General features: G+C 70.8%; 20 protein-coding genes and 1 pseudogene. 13 read left to right on the forward strand and 8 right to left on the reverse strand.

Going from position 1 to position 14,645, the window contains the following annotated elements; genetic code table 11:
• The 8 genes from EMA09_RS23980 (at position 1) to EMA09_RS24010 (ending at position 5,903) form a co-directional block, all read left to right on the forward strand.
• Complete coding sequence (locus tag EMA09_RS23980; RefSeq protein WP_129843050.1) at positions 1-582, forward strand: hypothetical protein; 582 nt, start codon at positions 1-3, stop codon at positions 580-582.
• A 207-nt stretch (positions 583-789) separates the two neighbouring features.
• The gene (locus EMA09_RS23985; protein ID WP_129843051.1) at positions 790-1,197 is read left to right on the forward strand and encodes a hypothetical protein; all 408 of its coding nucleotides are present in this window, start codon (positions 790-792) and stop codon (positions 1,195-1,197) included.
• Between the two features lie 206 nt (positions 1,198-1,403).
• Positions 1,404-2,006: a hypothetical protein gene (locus tag EMA09_RS23990; RefSeq protein WP_129843052.1), complete on the forward strand. Its 603-nt coding sequence runs from the start codon at positions 1,404-1,406 to the stop codon at positions 2,004-2,006.
• Positions 2,007-2,337: 331 nt separating this feature from the next.
• The gene (locus tag EMA09_RS23995; protein WP_240796536.1) at positions 2,338-3,375 is read left to right on the forward strand and encodes a histidine kinase; all 1,038 of its coding nucleotides are present in this window, start codon (positions 2,338-2,340) and stop codon (positions 3,373-3,375) included.
• A gap of 5 nt (positions 3,376-3,380) precedes the next feature.
• On the forward strand, positions 3,381-3,509 hold the full coding sequence (locus EMA09_RS29340; RefSeq protein WP_276324200.1) for a hypothetical protein: 129 nt from the start codon (positions 3,381-3,383) through the stop codon (positions 3,507-3,509).
• A complete protein-coding gene (locus tag EMA09_RS24000) occupies positions 3,506-4,198 on the forward strand; it encodes a response regulator transcription factor (protein ID WP_129843053.1) in 693 nt (230 codons plus the stop codon). Before EMA09_RS29340 ends, EMA09_RS24000 begins: the two co-directional genes overlap by 4 nt.
• 59 nt (positions 4,199-4,257) lie before the next feature.
• On the forward strand, positions 4,258-4,716 hold the full coding sequence (locus EMA09_RS24005) for a GNAT family N-acetyltransferase (protein WP_206305995.1): 459 nt from the start codon (positions 4,258-4,260) through the stop codon (positions 4,714-4,716).
• Entirely contained in the window at positions 4,713-5,903 is a 1,191-nt protein-coding gene (locus tag EMA09_RS24010; RefSeq protein ID WP_240796537.1) for a pyridoxal phosphate-dependent aminotransferase family protein, read from the forward strand. Before EMA09_RS24005 ends, EMA09_RS24010 begins: the two co-directional genes overlap by 4 nt.
• On the opposite strand, the gene EMA09_RS24015 is transcribed toward EMA09_RS24010, so the two are convergent.
• Positions 5,869-6,513 (reverse strand): hypothetical protein, encoded by a 645-nt coding sequence (locus EMA09_RS24015; RefSeq protein ID WP_129843054.1) that lies wholly within the window; start codon positions 6,511-6,513, stop codon positions 5,869-5,871. The genes EMA09_RS24010 and EMA09_RS24015 overlap by 35 nt on opposite strands.
• Before the next feature lie 444 nt (positions 6,514-6,957).
• On the opposite strand from EMA09_RS24015, the gene EMA09_RS24020 reads away from it, so the two are divergent.
• Entirely contained in the window at positions 6,958-8,208 is a 1,251-nt protein-coding gene (locus tag EMA09_RS24020) for a neprosin family prolyl endopeptidase (RefSeq protein ID WP_129843055.1), read from the forward strand.
• Positions 8,209-8,279: 71 nt separating this feature from the next.
• The gene (locus EMA09_RS24025; RefSeq protein WP_129844222.1) at positions 8,280-9,188 is read left to right on the forward strand and encodes an aminoglycoside phosphotransferase family protein; all 909 of its coding nucleotides are present in this window, start codon (positions 8,280-8,282) and stop codon (positions 9,186-9,188) included.
• Positions 9,189-9,267: 79 nt separating this feature from the next.
• Here the strand turns inward: EMA09_RS24025 and EMA09_RS24030 are convergent, their stop codons facing one another.
• Positions 9,268-9,876: a TetR/AcrR family transcriptional regulator gene (locus EMA09_RS24030; RefSeq protein ID WP_129843056.1), complete on the reverse strand. Its 609-nt coding sequence runs from the start codon at positions 9,874-9,876 to the stop codon at positions 9,268-9,270.
• Positions 9,877-9,969: 93 nt separating this feature from the next.
• On the opposite strand from EMA09_RS24030, the gene EMA09_RS24035 reads away from it, so the two are divergent.
• Together EMA09_RS24035 and EMA09_RS24040 are read left to right on the forward strand one after the other, a co-directional pair.
• Complete coding sequence (locus tag EMA09_RS24035; protein WP_129843057.1) at positions 9,970-11,010, forward strand: NAD(P)-dependent alcohol dehydrogenase; 1,041 nt, start codon at positions 9,970-9,972, stop codon at positions 11,008-11,010.
• Positions 11,011-11,086: 76 nt separating this feature from the next.
• Positions 11,087-11,218: pseudogene (locus EMA09_RS24040) on the forward strand (aminoglycoside phosphotransferase family protein); the annotation flags it as partial.
• Positions 11,219-11,230: 12 nt separating this feature from the next.
• Here EMA09_RS24040 and EMA09_RS24045 read toward each other — a convergent pair.
• Together EMA09_RS24045 and EMA09_RS24050 are read right to left on the reverse strand one after the other, a co-directional pair.
• A complete protein-coding gene (locus tag EMA09_RS24045) occupies positions 11,231-12,163 on the reverse strand; it encodes a hypothetical protein (RefSeq protein WP_129843058.1) in 933 nt (310 codons plus the stop codon).
• 189 nt (positions 12,164-12,352) lie between these two features.
• Positions 12,353-12,925, reverse strand: coding sequence for a hypothetical protein (locus tag EMA09_RS24050; RefSeq protein WP_240796538.1), 573 nt, complete (start codon positions 12,923-12,925; stop codon positions 12,353-12,355).
• A gap of 216 nt (positions 12,926-13,141) precedes the next feature.
• Between EMA09_RS24050 and EMA09_RS29120 the strand changes: the two genes are divergently transcribed.
• Positions 13,142-13,339 (forward strand): DUF5708 family protein, encoded by a 198-nt coding sequence (locus EMA09_RS29120; protein WP_129843059.1) that lies wholly within the window; start codon positions 13,142-13,144, stop codon positions 13,337-13,339.
• A gap of 47 nt (positions 13,340-13,386) precedes the next feature.
• On the opposite strand, the gene EMA09_RS24060 is transcribed toward EMA09_RS29120, so the two are convergent.
• Genes EMA09_RS24060 through EMA09_RS24070 form a run of 4 tightly spaced genes read right to left on the reverse strand, consistent with a single transcriptional unit; the run spans position 13,387 to position 14,484 of the window.
• Entirely contained in the window at positions 13,387-13,608 is a 222-nt protein-coding gene (locus tag EMA09_RS24060) for a hypothetical protein (RefSeq protein ID WP_129843060.1), read from the reverse strand.
• Between the two features lie 26 nt (positions 13,609-13,634).
• Positions 13,635-14,006: a hypothetical protein gene (locus EMA09_RS24065; protein ID WP_129843061.1), complete on the reverse strand. Its 372-nt coding sequence runs from the start codon at positions 14,004-14,006 to the stop codon at positions 13,635-13,637.
• Positions 14,003-14,131, reverse strand: a complete 129-nt coding sequence (locus EMA09_RS29345; protein WP_276324201.1) for a hypothetical protein — start codon at positions 14,129-14,131, stop codon at positions 14,003-14,005. Before EMA09_RS29345 ends, EMA09_RS24065 begins: the two co-directional genes overlap by 4 nt.
• Positions 14,128-14,484, reverse strand: a complete 357-nt coding sequence (locus EMA09_RS24070; RefSeq protein ID WP_240796539.1) for an ATP-binding protein — start codon at positions 14,482-14,484, stop codon at positions 14,128-14,130. The genes EMA09_RS29345 and EMA09_RS24070 overlap by 4 nt, the downstream gene beginning before the upstream one ends.
• Positions 14,485-14,645: the final 161 nt, after the last annotated feature.

The raw sequence follows: 14,645 nt of genomic DNA on the forward strand, positions 1-14,645 counted from the left end.
GTGAAAGTGCTACGTCTCGCCGCGATGCTTACTGCGCCCGCATTCTTGTGCGCCGCTTGCGTATCTGACGGCACACAGCAGCGGGAGTACGCCCTTCCCGACACGCTCTGCGGCCTCATAGATGACCAAGACCTCTACGCGCCCTTCTTTCCCCCGGGTGAGGAAGTGTGGGTCGATGACAGCTCTGTCGCTATTGGGGCGGAGGGGACAACCTGGATCGAGGGCAGTTGCTCGTTGAGTGTGGATCATGAGTATATTTTGGTCATTCAGGTTGCCCCTGTTCGGCAGGTCGAGCAGGAACTTGGAGGTTTTTTGACCGAAGACCTGGATCCTGAAGCTGCGGAAGAGGTGACTGACAGTCCAATCGTCTCGAAAGTATGGCCCCACGCGGCTATCGCCCACACGGACTGTGCTCCGCCTTCCCGAGACGGGGATTATGAGGTATATGGCATCGACGTGCTGATCAACGCGGAATTTCAGGCCGATGAGGACTTCAGCGAGGAACTCGCTCGGCTCATCAATCCTGTCGCGCAGGCGTGGTTCGATCTCTTGCCCGACCGCTACTCCTCATGTGTGCCGTGACCCGCCAGCGCGCCGCAGACGTATCGCCGTCATCGCGGCTTCTCCGGTGCTCGGTCGCGGCGATCGTGGCGCCCTTGCTCATGTGTGTGGCATGCACGTCCAGCCCTCGGGAAGAGCAGCAGCGCGAGTACGCCCTCCCCCGACACGCTCTGTGGGCTGGAGATCGACCAGGGTCTGTATGAGCCGCTACTCCCACCTGGGGAAGAAGTGAAGACCGACGACAGGTCCCAGGGGGAAGAGCAGGGCAGCAGGCTGCCGTTCGGGCACTGTTCGGTGATTGTCGACGCGGAGACCGTCATACTGATCCAAGCGGAGGAGACGGAGGACTCCGGTCAGCAATTCGGTGCTGCGTTCGCCGAAGGATACGGCTGGCTCGATCCGGATGATGCCGAAGAAGTGGCCGGTAGCCCGCTGGCCGCAAGGGTTTGGTCGCAGGATGCCATGGCGCACACCGACTGCGCTTCTTCCGAGTCCGGCACCGAAAGCGTTGAGCTTCTCGTCAGCCTCAGGCACCGGGACGACGACGAGGATTACAGCGAGGAGCTGAGCCGCCTCATCGTTCCCGTCGCGCGGGAGTGGTTCGACCGGATGCCCGAGCGGTTCTGCGGCCGTTGAGCTGGCACGAGGGCCGCGGCCCGGCGGCCCCCGTGGCAGGTCAGTAACGCCCCGGATGCATATGCCGCCATGAGTGCCGCCAACCGGGCAGAGAGTCTCCTGTCCATTAATGACGCCATGGCTCGCAGGGCCAATTCTTGAACTGTTTAGCGTCAACGGTTCGTTCATCGACGGCATCGCGATCAAGGAGAATCGGAGAAATCCCAGTGACTGACAAGGAGGGTCTGTTGCCTGCGAGAGGGCGATTCTTGATCACGACGCTGATGGTTCCCTTGGTCCTCGCATCGTCCTGTACATCGGAATCAGGTCAGGACGAAGAGCGCGAGTACGCGCTCCCGGAGAGCCTCTGCGGCCTGACTGATGACCAAGATCTCTATGACCCTCTCATGCCACCCGGCGGCACAGTGCGTACTGCTGACGAGGCGATGGGGGCGGAACCGGGAGTTACGCTGCCATCCGGTAGTTGCTATGTAGCGGTAGACCAACTTCCCATCCTGCTGATCCAGGCACGCCCTCTCCAGGAGACAGGCCGAGGTGTAGACACTGCCATTCCCGAGGCTTTCGGCAATTTGGATGTGAATGAGGCCAGAGAGATGGAAAGTGCTCCCTTCCCCGTACGGTTGTGGCAGCAAGACGTCATCGCCCATACCGATTGTGCCTCGTCCGAGATCGATATCGAGGGCGTCGAACTTCTCATCAGCTTGCAGAACAGGGACGACGAGAATTTCAGTGAGGAGCTGAGCCGCCTCATCGTTCCCGTCGCGCAGGAGTGGTTCGACCGGATGCCCCAGCGGTTCTGCGGCCGTTGAGCCGGCATCGGGGCGGGGCGGGGCGCGGCCCGGCGGCCCCCGTGGCGGCCGGGCCGTGCTTGTGGCGCCGCCCGCGGTGCGTTCCCCCTCGGAAACACCGCTGCTCCCAGTCCGTACCGCGGGCGGCGCGGCGACGGGGAACGGGGTCCCACCTCGCCGTGGTGCCGTCACCGACGTTACGGCCCGCGCGCGGCCCCCGTCGTCCCATGCTGGGCTGACTTCGCAGCACCACCCACGCGGTAAGCCGCCCTTGCCTACAACTTCCGCGGTACGTACGCCCCTACCGCCGCCGTTTGACGACCCGGCCGCGCGGCGGGGTTACGCTGCGCCGGTGCGTATCCGCCCGTTTGCCGTCGATGCGCTGATCGCGGGCGCGCTGACCGCCGTCGCGGTCCTGCTCGGCCACGAGTCACCGAGTCAGGGACAGCCAGAACTCGACGCCCCCGCCTACGCACTGGTCGCCCTGGCCAACTTCTCCGTCATCCTCCGCAGCAGATACCCCGTCTCCGTCTGCCTGTTCATCCACGCTGCCTGGGCCGTCTACATCGGCCTCGGCTACTGGCCGGTCGTCAGCACCTTCGGCCCAATGCTCGCCACCTACACCGTCGCCGCCCTGCGCACCACCCGCGTATCGATCGCCTGCGCCGCGCTCCTGGGCGTGACGTGGCTGTACGCGGGCGCCGTCAGCGGTACGGACTCGCCGCCGTCGGTCGTCGGCCAGGCCGTCGTGTTCCCCGCCGTCCTGTGGCGCTTCGGCATCACCGCGCGCCGTTCCGCCGAACTGGCGCGCCGCCTGCGCGCCGAGCAGGCCGACCGCGCCCGCCGCGAGGTCGCCGAGGAACGCGACCGCATCGCCCGCGAACTGCACGACGTCGTCGCGCACCACCTGTCCGTCGTATCCGTGCAGGCGGGCCTCGCGCGGTTCGTCCTGAGCACCGACCTCCCCACCGCGCGCACCGCGATCGACACCATCGAGGCCACCAGCAGCGAGGCCCTGGACGAACTGCGCCGCATGCTCCACGTCCTGCGCACCGACGAGTCGCGGGACACGGGCACGGCCGGCGGCGACCCGTCCCCGCCCATGCCGGGCCTGGCCCGGCTCGCCGAGACCGTCGAACGCGTACGGGCCGCGGGCGTCCGCGTCCGGCTCGGCGTCGAGGGCGAGCCGCGGCCGCTCGCGCCCGGCGTCGAGCTGTGCGCCTACCGCGTCGCCCAGGAGGCCCTGACCAACGTCATCAAGCACGCCCGCCACGCCCGCGCCACCGTCGAACTGCGCTACGAGCCCCACCGCCTCACCCTCACCGTCACGGACGACGGCGCCGGCCCCGCCACGCCCCGCCCGCCCGGCGCCCCCGGGGGCACGGCTTGATCGGAATGCGCGAGCGCGCCAAGCTCTACGGCGGAACGATCAGCATCGGCCCGCGGGACGAAGGAGGATTCGCGGTGCGCCTGTCCCTGCCCACCTCCGCCCGCGCCACGCCCCCGGCGGAGGACGACGGGTGACGGCGACGCGCGTCCTCGTCGTCGACGACCAGTTCCTCATCCGTGTCGGCCTGGTGGCGCTGCTGCGCGCGGCGCCCGGCGTCGAGGTCGTCGGGGAGGCGGCGGACGGCGAGGAGGCCGTCGAGCGGGCGCGCGCGACCCGGCCGGACGTCGTCCTCATGGACATCCGCATGCCGGGCATGACCGGCATCACCGCGATCCGCCGCATTCTCGCGGAGGCGGACGAGCCGGCGCCGCGCGTCCTGGTCCTGACGACGTTCGACCTCGACGAGTACGTATACGGCGCGCTGCGCGCCGGCGCGTCCGGATTCCTCCTGAAGGACGCGGGACCCGAACGGCTGCTGGCCGCCGTCGCGGCCGTCGCGGGCGGCGACACGCTGTTCGCGCCGAGCGTGACGCGCCGCCTGGTCGAGACGTTCGCGCAGCGCGTCCGCCCGGCCGCGCACACGCCGGACGGGCTGACCGCCCTGACCACCCGCGAGGTCGAGGTCCTGCGGCTGACGGCGCGCGGCCTCGCGAACCAGGAGATCGCCGACCGGCTGCGCATCAGCGAGGCGACCGTCAAGACGCACCTCAACCGGACGATGACGAAACTGGGCCTCGGCAGCCGCGCGCAGGCGGTCGTCGTGGCGTACGAGACGGGGCTCGTGACGCCGGGCGCCGGCGGGGGCCTGGCGCCCCGGGGGTGAAACCGGCGGGGCGGCGTACGCCGTCCTCCACGACAGCACGACGAACGAAGGGGACGCACGTGCTCATCAGGGCGGCGAGGGCGGACGAGGCCGGGTGTCTCGGTGAGCTGGCGCTCCGGTCGAAGGCCCACTGGGGATACGACGCGGCGTTCATGGCCGCCTGCCGCGACGAACTGACCGTCACGGCCGAGGAGATCGCGACCACGGCGGTGGCCGAGCGCGACGGCCGCGTCATCGGGTTCTCGACGTTCGTGGGGGAGCCTCCCGACGGGCGGCTGAGGATGATGTTCGTCGAGCCCGAGTGCATCGGGCAGGGCGTCGGCAGGCGCCTGTTCGAGCACACGGCGGTCGCCGCCGGACGGGCCGGGCACACCAGCCTCACCTTCGACGCCGACCCGCACGCGGTGCCGTTCTACCGGGCGATGGGCGCGTCACGCATCGGCGTCACGCCGTCCGGCTCCATCCCGGGGCGGATGCTGCCGCTGATGACGCTCGCCCTCGCGGACCGCCGGCCGTGAGCGGCCGGGGGGCCGACATCTTCGCCAAACGGTCCGGCCGCCTCGCCGCGTACGGCCCCCTCGCCGCCGCCGGGGTCCGGCCGTACTACCGCGCGGCGACGCCGTCGGCGCACGCGGGGGAGACCGTCGTGGACGGCCGCCGCCTCGTCATGGCCGGCTGCAACGACTACCTGGGCCTCGCCTCCGACCCGCGCGTCCGGGCCGCGGCGGCGGACGCGGTGCGCCGGTACGGGACGTCCTGCTCCGGCTCGCGCGCCTTCAACGGCACGCTGGCCCTGCACGAGGAGTTGGAGCACGGCATGGCCGCGTTCCTCGGCCGGGAGGCGGCCGTCGTGGCGACCACCGGGTTCCAGACGAACCTGGCGCTCGCCGCCCTCCTCGACCGGGGTGACGTCGTGATCGGCGACGCCGCGAACCACGCCTCCCTCCACGACGCCGCGCGCCTCGGCCTCGCCGCCCACCGCCGCTACCGCCACGCCGACATGGCCCACCTGGAACGCCTCCTCGCCGCCGCCGGCCCGGCCGTGGGGAAGCTCGTCGTCACGGACGGGCTGTTCTCGATGGAGGGCGACCTGTGCCGGCTGCCGGAGATCACCGCCATCGCCCGCCGTCACGGCGCCCGCGTCGTGGTGGACGGCGCGCACGACATCGGGCTGCTCGGCGCGGGCGGGCGCGGCGTCGCCGAGCACTTCGGACTGCTGGCCGAGGTGGACCTGTTCACGGGGACGTTCTCCAAGTGCTTCGGCTCGACGGGCGGGGTGCTGGCCGGCCCGGCGCACGTCGTCGAATACCTCAAGTACCACGCGCGGTCACTGCTGTTCGCCGCCGCGCTGCCACCGGCCGCGGCGGGCGCGGCCCTGGCGGCGCTGGGAATCGTCCGGTCCGAGCCGGAGCGGCGCGCCCGCGTCCTCGCGCACACGGCGCGGCTGCACGACGGCCTGCGGGCGCTCGGGTACGACACGGGCACGGCCCGCACGCCCGTGATACCGGTCCGGGTCGGTGAATCGGTGCGGTGCGCTCTGCTGTGGCAACGGCTGTTCGACGCGGGGGTGTTCACGAACGCGGTGGTGCCGCCTGCGGTCCCGGAGGGCGCGGCACTGATCCGGGTGACACCGCAGGCCGTCCACACGGACGCGCACATCGACACGATCCTCACGGCCTTCGCCGGAGCGGCTCCGGCGGCATGACCGCCCCCGGCCGCGTGCGCATCGCCGGAAGCCCTCGTATGAGTGGCGTGAACCTCTCCGGCACCCGGCGCGCGGCCATGCTCCGCCGCAGGAGCCCGAGATCGGCACCGTGCGTGCCGAGGTGGGCCAGGAGCGGCCGGTAACGGTCGGGGCGGTCGCGGACGAACTCCGTGGTCAGCCGCAGCTCCAGGCGCACACAGTCCACGGACCGACCGTCGCCGTCCACGGCGACACGGTGCCGCCAGGGGCCGGGACCCTGGGCTTCCCACCCGTCCTCGTCGCACGGCACCTCCGCCGTGCTGACCTCGAAGCGGACACCGTCCAGGAGGTGGCAGGCGAAGTACTGCCGGGAGACGCCGATCCATCGCGGCGCGCTCACGCGCGGCACGTCCGCCAGCGCCTCGGCGACGGCATCCACGTCCTGGCGTCTGCGGACCAGGACGTCGATGTCGCCCACCGGCACGTCGACGCCCTGCAGACACGCCGCCGCCGTGCCGACGACCCGGTACCGCAGTCCCGGAGCGGCGGCCCCGATGCGCTCGGCGCCGTCACGCAGCACCGCCTCCACTTCATGCCGATCGCGCAGCGGCCGGCTCCCCAGCATCCCCATACCGCCAGCATGCCCGGAGGGTCCGACACCCGGCGGCGCGAAGGTTCCGGAAGCGGCACCGAGCCGTTCCCCACCGGGCCGCCGTGAAAGGCTCGACTTGCGGCGCGAGACGGTTGTGCCATTCTGGACGCAGAAATGTCACCGCCGTGGATTCTCCGCGCGACTCCGTGAAATGGGCGGAACAATGGCGAATCAATTCTGCACCGCCGACAAATGAGGTCGGGCCGGTCCGCGGGGCGGCATTCGAATGGAGCGTTCGCTGACCGCCTGCAGCGCGGACCGCGTGGTTCCCGCCCGGGAAAGGTGCGGCGACATGGTGATATTGCCGCCGCAGGCCCTCTCCCGGAGCAGTCCGCGATGCCTGACGGCTTCCGCGCCACGGACTGCTTGTTCAGCCACGGTCGGCCCGGCATCGGCCCCGTGCACGAGCGAAAGAGGTCTCTCATGCCGGGTGAAATCTCCCCTCAGCCGTTCGACGCCTTTCTCGCGTCCGTCGCGTCGGCCACCTATGAAGAAGCCCGCCACCTGCCCGGCGCCGCCGTCGAGAGCGCCGACGCCTTCGACGAGATGAAGGCGTACCTCCTGGACCGCTACCGGGACGTCGACGCCGTGGACAGCTACGTCGAGGCCGACGGCCAGGTCGCCGACTGCGTACCGGAGGAGACCCACCCGGCGGCCCGGCGCTGGGGATCCCTCGCCGCCGCACCGGCCGAAGGCCCGCCACAGGTCCCCGAACCCGACGGGCCGACGCCCCCCGACCCCCGCTCGCGCGGCATCGCCGGCACCCGGCCGCCGAGCGGGGAAGCGGCACGTCCGCTGCCCGCCGGCACCACGTCCCTGTACCGCACCACCCTGTCGACGCTGTGCCGCTTCCCGAACCTGGCGACGTTCTCGGCGAAGGACTGGCCCGCCGGTCCTCCGGGATTCGCCTCGACCGCCCGCATGGACAACCTGCCGAGACGGTACGCGACCGGTGAGCAGGACCTGGATTGCCTGGGCGGATCGAGCAGGGTCAACGTCTGGAGTCCGTTCATCGTGCCCACCTTCCAGGGCACGTTCAGCCAGCAGTGGTACAGCGCGGGCCACGGCGGCACGCTCCTGCAGACCGTGGAGTGCGGCTGGCACGTGGACCACACGCTCTACGGCGACACCGCCCCTCACCTGTTCGTCTTCGCGACCCGGGACAACTACGAGGACGGCGACTCCTTCTACAACCTGGACCACGGCGTCTTCCAGCCCGTCGCCAACCCGTATGTGAAGCCGGGTGCCAAGCTGCTGGCCTCCCAGTCCGGCGGCACCCAGATCGAGTACAAGATGGGCTTCTACCTCACTGACCAGCGGTGGTGGTTCTACTTCGACGACCAGCCGATCGGCTGCATCCCCGTCTCCTGGTTCAACGGTGGCCCCCTGACCAACGGAGCCACCCGGGCCAAGTTCGGCGGCGAGGCGGCGTCCGGCCTCGCCCTGTGGCCGCCCATGGGCTCGGGCCAGCACGCCTCGGCCGGCTTCGGCAGGGCCGCCTACCAGCGCGCCGTGGCGGTCAACCCGGCGAGCGGCGGAGCCGTCTACGCCAACCTGGCCGATTCGGGCTCGGTCACCGGTTCCTGCTATTCGATCGAGATCACCAACAACTCATCGTCCTACGACTGGGGCACCTACGCCTTCTTCGGCGGCCCGGGCGGAACGCCCTGCTGAGCCCTCCCGCTCCCGCGGCACCGGTGACCGCGTGAGAACGGGCTGCCAGACTGCGTGCCGTGGCAGAAGAGATGAGCGGGACGCCGAACGTGGACCCCGTTCCCGAGCGTTTCCCCGCGGACGCCGCGCTGGTACGGCGGTTGGTCTCCGCCCAGTCCCCGCGGTGGGCCGGCCTGCCGGTGCGGCCCGTCGCCGAAGAGGGCTGGGACAACCGGACGTTCCGCCTCGGGAGCGACATGTCGGTGCGGCTGCCCAGCGCGGCGGCGTACGCGGAGGCCGTCGACAAGGAACACCGGTGGCTGCCCGTCCTCGCCCGACGCCTGCCGTTGCGCATCCCCGTTCCCCTGGCCAAGGGCGCGCCCGGTGAGGGCTATCCCCACGCGTGGTCGGTGTACCGGTGGCTGAGCGGTGAGCCCGCGAGCAGGGAGAACATCGCCGATCCCGTCCGGTTCGCCGGCTCACTCGCCGCGTTCCTGGCCGCTCTTCGGCGCGTCGACCCGGTCGGCGGTCCGGCGCCGGGGCAGCACAACTGGTTCAGGGGCGGGCCGCTCCTCACCTACGACGGCGAGGTGCGGCGGGCGCTCGGGGCACTGGCCGGGCGGGTGCGCGCCGATGCCGTCGCCGAGGTCTGGCGGTGCGCGGTGCGGGCGCCCTGGGACGGCCGGCCGGTCTGGTTCCACGGCGACGTGGCGCCGGGCAACCTCCTGGTGCGGGACGGGGAGTTGACCGCCGTCATCGATTTCGGCACGTGCGGCGTCGGGGACCCCGCCTGCGACCTGACGATCGCGTGGACCCTGCTGTCGGGAGAGAGCCGCACTGCGCTCCGCGACGGCCTGTCGGCGGACCCGGCGCTGTGGGCGCGGGGACGCGGCTGGGCGCTCTGGAAAGCCCTGACCACGTGGGCCGGTGCGCTGCGCTCCGGAGGGGGCGACGCGGCGGCGGCGCGACACGTCGTCGATCAACTCATCGCCGAGACCTGAGACTCCGCGAGCGAAGACGCCGATCTGCCGGTCCGGACATGAACAGCCGCGTGAGCGTCACCAGGGGTGTTCATGGCAGTCATGAGGGTGATGCGCCGCCTCCGCCGGTCGCTGTGGCGCTCTGGACGCAGACGCGGAGGAGGGCGCGGCGCTGGTCATGTACGGCATCGGGTTCTTGACTGCTGGCCGCGTACACGTTGCTGACCGGTGACCAGGCCATGGACATGGCGATGACCATGGCCATGATGTCGAACGGGTCACCTGCGCGGACCCGCCCGGCGGCCTGGGCCTCGGCGATGGCCGCGAGCTTGCGGTCGTCGTAGTGCTGGTGGGTCTCGACGAGGTGCCCGGCGGGCCGGCGCTCCAGTCGTGCCCAGGTCGCCAGCCGGATGAGGTCGGGGCGGCGCAGGTACTCGTCGTAGAGGCGGACGGCCCACTCCGCGAGATCGTCGGCGTCGATGGGCACGACGTTGGTGATGCGTTCCAGCGAGCCGAGGAAGATCGCATCGAAGAGTCGTTCTTTGTCGCCGAAGTAGCCGTAGAGCTGTGCCTTGTTCGTGCGCGCTGCCGTCACGATGCGTGCGATGCGCGCCCCGGCGATGCCGTGCTGGGCGAACTCTTCGGTGGCCGCGTCCAGGATGCGCCGGTAGGTCGCGGCGCCTCGCGAGGTCTGGGGCTGTTCCGGCATGCCCGCAGCCTACCGAACAGAACAGTCGGTTTGCCTTGAGGTGCGGCTGTGTCTAGTCTTCGATAGACCGAACAGTCTGTTTGAGGAGTGGGTGTGCGAACGACCACCGGATGGCGGGCGGCCGGCCCGACGGGGCTGCGGCGCACGTCGCTGGAGCGCCGTGACCTGCGCCCGGACGACATCGCGGTGCAGGTCGACTACTGCGGCGTGTGCCACAGCGATCTGCACGCCCTGCACGCCTACGGCCGGCACACGAAAGCGCCCCTGGTGCCCGGTCACGAATTCACCGGTGTGGTGATCGAGGCCGGCCCCGAGGTGACCACCTTCTCGGTCGGTGACCGCGTCGCGGTGGGCAATATCGTCGACTCCTGCGGCGCGTGCGCCATGTGCGAAGCCGGACAGGAGAATTTCTGCCACTCCTTCCCGACCCTGACCTACGGCGGCACCGACCGGCAGGACGGGTCGACCACCCTGGGCGGCTACTCCCGCGAGTACGTCGTGCGCGACACCTTCGCCTACCCGCTCCCCTCCGGCCTCGACCCGGCCGCCGCCGCCTCGCTGATGTGCGCCGGCGTCACCGTCTGGGAACCTCTGCGCTCCCTCGGCGTGGGCCCCGGCAGTCGCGTCGCCGTGGCCGGGCTCGGCGGCCTGGGCCACCTCGCGGTCAAGATGGCCGTGGCACTCGGCGCCACCACGACCGTCATCAGCCGCACCCGCGACAAGCGCGACGACGCCCGCAGGCTCGGCGCTCACGACTTCATCGACTCCACTGACAGCCGGCAGATGGCCACGGCACGCGACACCTTCGACGTCGTCATCGACACCATTTCCGCCTCTCACGACCTGGCCCCGTATCTGAAGCTGGTGGCGATGGACGGCACTCTCAGCCTCCTCGGGTACTTGGGCCCCGTCACCGTCGAGGTCACGGACCTGCTCATCGGCCGCAAGAAGCTCAGTTCCGCGGGGAGCGGAGGACGCCTGGCGACAGCCGAGATGCTCCAGTTCTGCGCCGACAGCAGCGTCGCCGCCGACATCGAGATACTCCCGTCGTCACAGGTGGGCACGGCGCTCGACCGTCTCCGGCGAAAGGACGTCCGCTACCGATTCGTGCTCGACATGTCCGACCTGGACTGAAGAGACAGTCGGCCGGGCCGTGGCGTGCGGGCCGCGCGTGGCTCGGGCACTCCGGCCCTCTCACGCCCGAGCAGGTGGCTACGGCGGCGGTGTCGACCTCGACGTGGTCCGCCCGTGGTGGTCGCTGCGGATCCGCTGGCGGTCCGAGCACGGCTTCGACCCGTTCGCACCGGGCTGCGAGGTCGACATCTTGAGATCCCGCATGTGAGACCGCCGCGACTCAGGCGGCCGGCCAGTTCCGGCCGGCCGTCACCTCGCGGGCGACACGGTGCCACTCGGCCTCCCCACCCGGCAGCGGCCAGGCCCACGTGGGCTGTTGCGCGGTCTCCAGATCGTGGAGGCTGCGGGCGAGCTGCGGGCCGGCGATCGCCGCGCCGTCCGGGACGGTGGGGCCGTGGACGGCGCGCAGCCGGGCCAAGCGCGCCAGTTCGGACTCGTACAGGCTCACGGCGTCATCGACACGCCCGGCCAGCTCGTCACGCGGCATCGTGCGGTGCAACTGCAGCAGCGGGGGCTCCACGGACTCGGCGATCGCCGCGGCGAGCCGCGCGTGACCGTCCAGGATCAGGTGGCAGTCCAGGCCGCTGACCCACCACAGCAGCACAGGTGGGAGCGTCCCTTCACGGGCCTGCTTCCGGTACGCCTTCACCCGGCCGTCGTCGGCGTCGGGCATCGGCCGGAGCGGCAGGATCTCCCACGAACCCGAGTGCAGGAACCAGTCGATGTACCCGTCCGGATGCCCCTCGACGAGCATCGAGCCCCAGTACTCGGCGTGCGATGTGTCGGCGTGACGCCAGCGCGGGAGCGGGCTGTCGGACGTGAGCAGCCAGCGGCCCTCGTGCACCGGGCTGTCCGGCGAGTCGAGGACGTACCGGGCGAAACGGTGCGCCCACCGCTCCGGGCTCCCCGCCAGGGCACGCCCCGTGTCGGCGCGGAGCGGCGGGACGAAGGAGCGGTACCCGTCTGTGCGCCAGTAATCGACGCCGCCCAAGTGCTCGTCCACGACGGCGAGCAGCACGGGCCGCGACTCCTGGGAGAGGAGCAGACGACGCCCCGCGCTGGACACGCACAACCCCGGCCGGGGACGCCCCCGTACGTCGAGGGACAGCCCCACCCACGTGCCGTCCGCCCGCGTGACATCGCTGCACCGCATGACGGAAGCCTAGGAGCCACCGCTACCTGGGCGTTCGCTCGGATGGGCGATGGTGTGCACCGCCAGGTGCGTCGCACGCCCTTGTCCAGCTCGGCACGACGATTGAGCGCGGGGCCACCGGCGGCGATGCGCCAGCAGGACCGGCCGATGCGCCGGGCCGCGTTCCCGACGGTCGCGAGTGCCGAACCATCAGTCCTTGCGTCCGATCTGCAACGCCCGCGCGCGTTCCCCGGAATTCTGCGGGTGAAGACGCTCGGCCAGGCAGTGCCGGTGGGAGATGATCGTGTGACTCCCCGGACCGTCGTTGCTCCGTGAGTCCAGGACGAGGCCGTCTCCTCCCGGGCTCAGCGTGACCCCGTCGCCGCAGAAGCCGCAGGGCCGGACCAGTGATTCCAGGTCGGCGGGGCGGATGCTGAGCCGTACCGATACCGGTGGGTGCCAGCGGCGGATCCGCTCGATGACCGCGTCGACTTCCGCGCCGATGGGCGGGAAGAGGGCGAGCAGTTCGTCGTGACTGCTCGTCGTACGGGAGAACTGCGCGATCATGTCGATGGAGGCCGAGAAGCCGGCGTTCTCGTGACCGTCGATCTCGACGAGCACGCCCCACGGATGATGGCTGAGGACCCTGGCTCGGACCTTCTGCCCGGGCATGAGCCCCAGGCTTCCCGTCTCGAACCTGTCCATGATTCCCCGTTCCCCGGCTGAACAAGCCGCGTCCGCCAGTTCGTCCCTGAGTGTGTCGTCGATGAGCGTGCCACTCATGGGCCCGATCCGAGCAGGCGGGGCGCCATCGTGGCCATGGCGGCGTCCCGTTCATGCGGTGGGCAACGGGGGGAGGTCCGAGTCGGTCTGCAACGAACGGTGCAGTGGGGTTGGTTCCTCGGGCTGACGAGACGCCGACCGGCCCTTCCTACGCTGAGACCGGACCCGGGACCGTGCCACGAGCGACCGGGCCTGACCGACGGGAGACGTGCGCCAATGAGCCCTGCGACCAAGAACCTGGCTGAAGGAGCCGTTACCCTCCTCGTCGGCTTGGCATTGAGATTGTTCGCCGGAGGGGTGGACACACCGGTCGTCAGCCTCACCAAGGTGGGAGTCGTTCTCATGGTGCTCGGCGGTGTCCTGATATGCGCGGGCCTCTTCCACACGGCCAGAGCCACAGGCACGCGGCGCTGAGCACTGGGCGGGGCATGGCGCCCGCGTTCGTGGTGCCGTCCGTCCGCTCAGGTCCCGCGCTTCCGGCGGATCGCGAAGGCCTCGGCCTGGGTGCGGCGTTGGATGCCCCAGGTGTCGAGGCGGGTGGTCAGCCATGTGCTGGAGACGCCCCAGCGGCGGCAGAGGGAGTTGAGGCTTTCGCCGTCGAGGTAGGCGGCGATGATCTCCTCCTTGCTTTCCTCGGCGGCGGTACGGAGGGCCTGGCGGAGGCGGGTGCGGGCGCTGACCATCGCGGGTCTCCTTGTCGATACGGGAGTCAGAGGGGTGGGAGGGTGGCGAGGAGCATCTCGACGGCGCTCTCGGGGTCCTCGATGGCCCAGGAGCAGCGGGGGATGTGGCCGGCGTAGAGGGTGCAGAACTCCTCTTCCGGCCCGGCGGACGCATCGTTTCCGGTGTCGCAGTCGGGCAGGACGTGGAAGCGGACTTCGGAGTCGGTGTCGGCCCAGGCGGCCCAGACGGCTTCGTCGCGGGAGCCGGGGCGTTCGGCGGCGAAAGCCATGTGCTCGTGGTCCGGCGGGTGTTCGGCCAGCTCGCACCTGACGACCCGCGCGGGCGCGTCGAGGGGGAGGAGGAGGAACGACGGCGGCAGGCGTACCCGCCGTCCGCACACGAACTGCGGCCCGCTCACGACGGCCCCTCGTCCGCCGACGCCCCCAGCGTGCGCACGATCCACAGCAGCAGGCCCCACATTCCCGGCAGCGCCCCGGCCGCGACGAACGCCACCACCGCCAGCACCTGCCCGAGGACGGTCACGCCCCCACCGCCTCGCCGGTCAGGAACCAGACGGTCTTCCCGCCCCGCACCCCCGGCTCGCACCCGAACTCCCGCGCCACCGACCGCAACAGCCACAGGCCGCGCCCCGACTCCGCATGCCAGTCCGGTTCACGGATCAGGGGCATGACCGGCGACCGGTCGCAGACCGCCACCCGCACCTGCCCACCACGCCACACCAGCCGCAACCGGCACCACGGGTCCGGCACATGCCGCGCGACGTTCCCGAGGAGTTCGGAGACCCCGAGCCGCACGACCTCGACGGCATCCGGCGACGCGTCCCAGTCCCGCAGCACGAGCGAAACGGTCCGCCGCCACGTCTCAACCCCACTCACCCGCGCAACCAACTCCCACGCGAACACCCGCTGTCCACGCTCAGCCACCTGAGCCCGACCCACCATGAACCCTCCCGAACGCACGCAGACCACACCCGCGACAACGCACAACGAGTCATCGAAGAGATGCGCAGCGTCGCGGGATCACGTTGGAGGTGATG

The sequence above is a fragment of the Streptomyces sp. RFCAC02 genome (assembly GCF_004193175.1).
Classification (GTDB): Bacteria; Actinomycetota; Actinomycetes; order Streptomycetales; family Streptomycetaceae; genus Streptomyces.

What these genes read in the sequence shown, in the direction of transcription:
- EMA09_RS29340 (WP_276324200.1), top strand. Translation starts at nt 3,381, where the DNA reads ATGCGCGAGCGCGCCAAGCTCTACGGCGGAACGATCAGCATCGGCCCG.
- EMA09_RS24050 (WP_240796538.1), bottom strand. Translation starts at nt 12,925, where the DNA reads ATGAGTGGCACGCTCATCGACGACACACTCAGGGACGAACTGGCGGAC.
- EMA09_RS24025 (WP_129844222.1), top strand. Translation starts at nt 8,280, where the DNA reads ATGAGCGGGACGCCGAACGTGGACCCCGTTCCCGAGCGTTTCCCCGCG.
- EMA09_RS29120 (WP_129843059.1), top strand. Translation starts at nt 13,142, where the DNA reads ATGAGCCCTGCGACCAAGAACCTGGCTGAAGGAGCCGTTACCCTCCTC.
- EMA09_RS24060 (WP_129843060.1), bottom strand. Translation starts at nt 13,608, where the DNA reads ATGGTCAGCGCCCGCACCCGCCTCCGCCAGGCCCTCCGTACCGCCGCC.
- EMA09_RS24020 (WP_129843055.1), top strand. Translation starts at nt 6,958, where the DNA reads ATGCCGGGTGAAATCTCCCCTCAGCCGTTCGACGCCTTTCTCGCGTCC.
- EMA09_RS24030 (WP_129843056.1), bottom strand. Translation starts at nt 9,876, where the DNA reads ATGCCGGAACAGCCCCAGACCTCGCGAGGCGCCGCGACCTACCGGCGC.
- EMA09_RS24015 (WP_129843054.1), bottom strand. Translation starts at nt 6,513, where the DNA reads ATGGGGATGCTGGGGAGCCGGCCGCTGCGCGATCGGCATGAAGTGGAG.
- EMA09_RS24045 (WP_129843058.1), bottom strand. Translation starts at nt 12,163, where the DNA reads ATGCGGTGCAGCGATGTCACGCGGGCGGACGGCACGTGGGTGGGGCTG.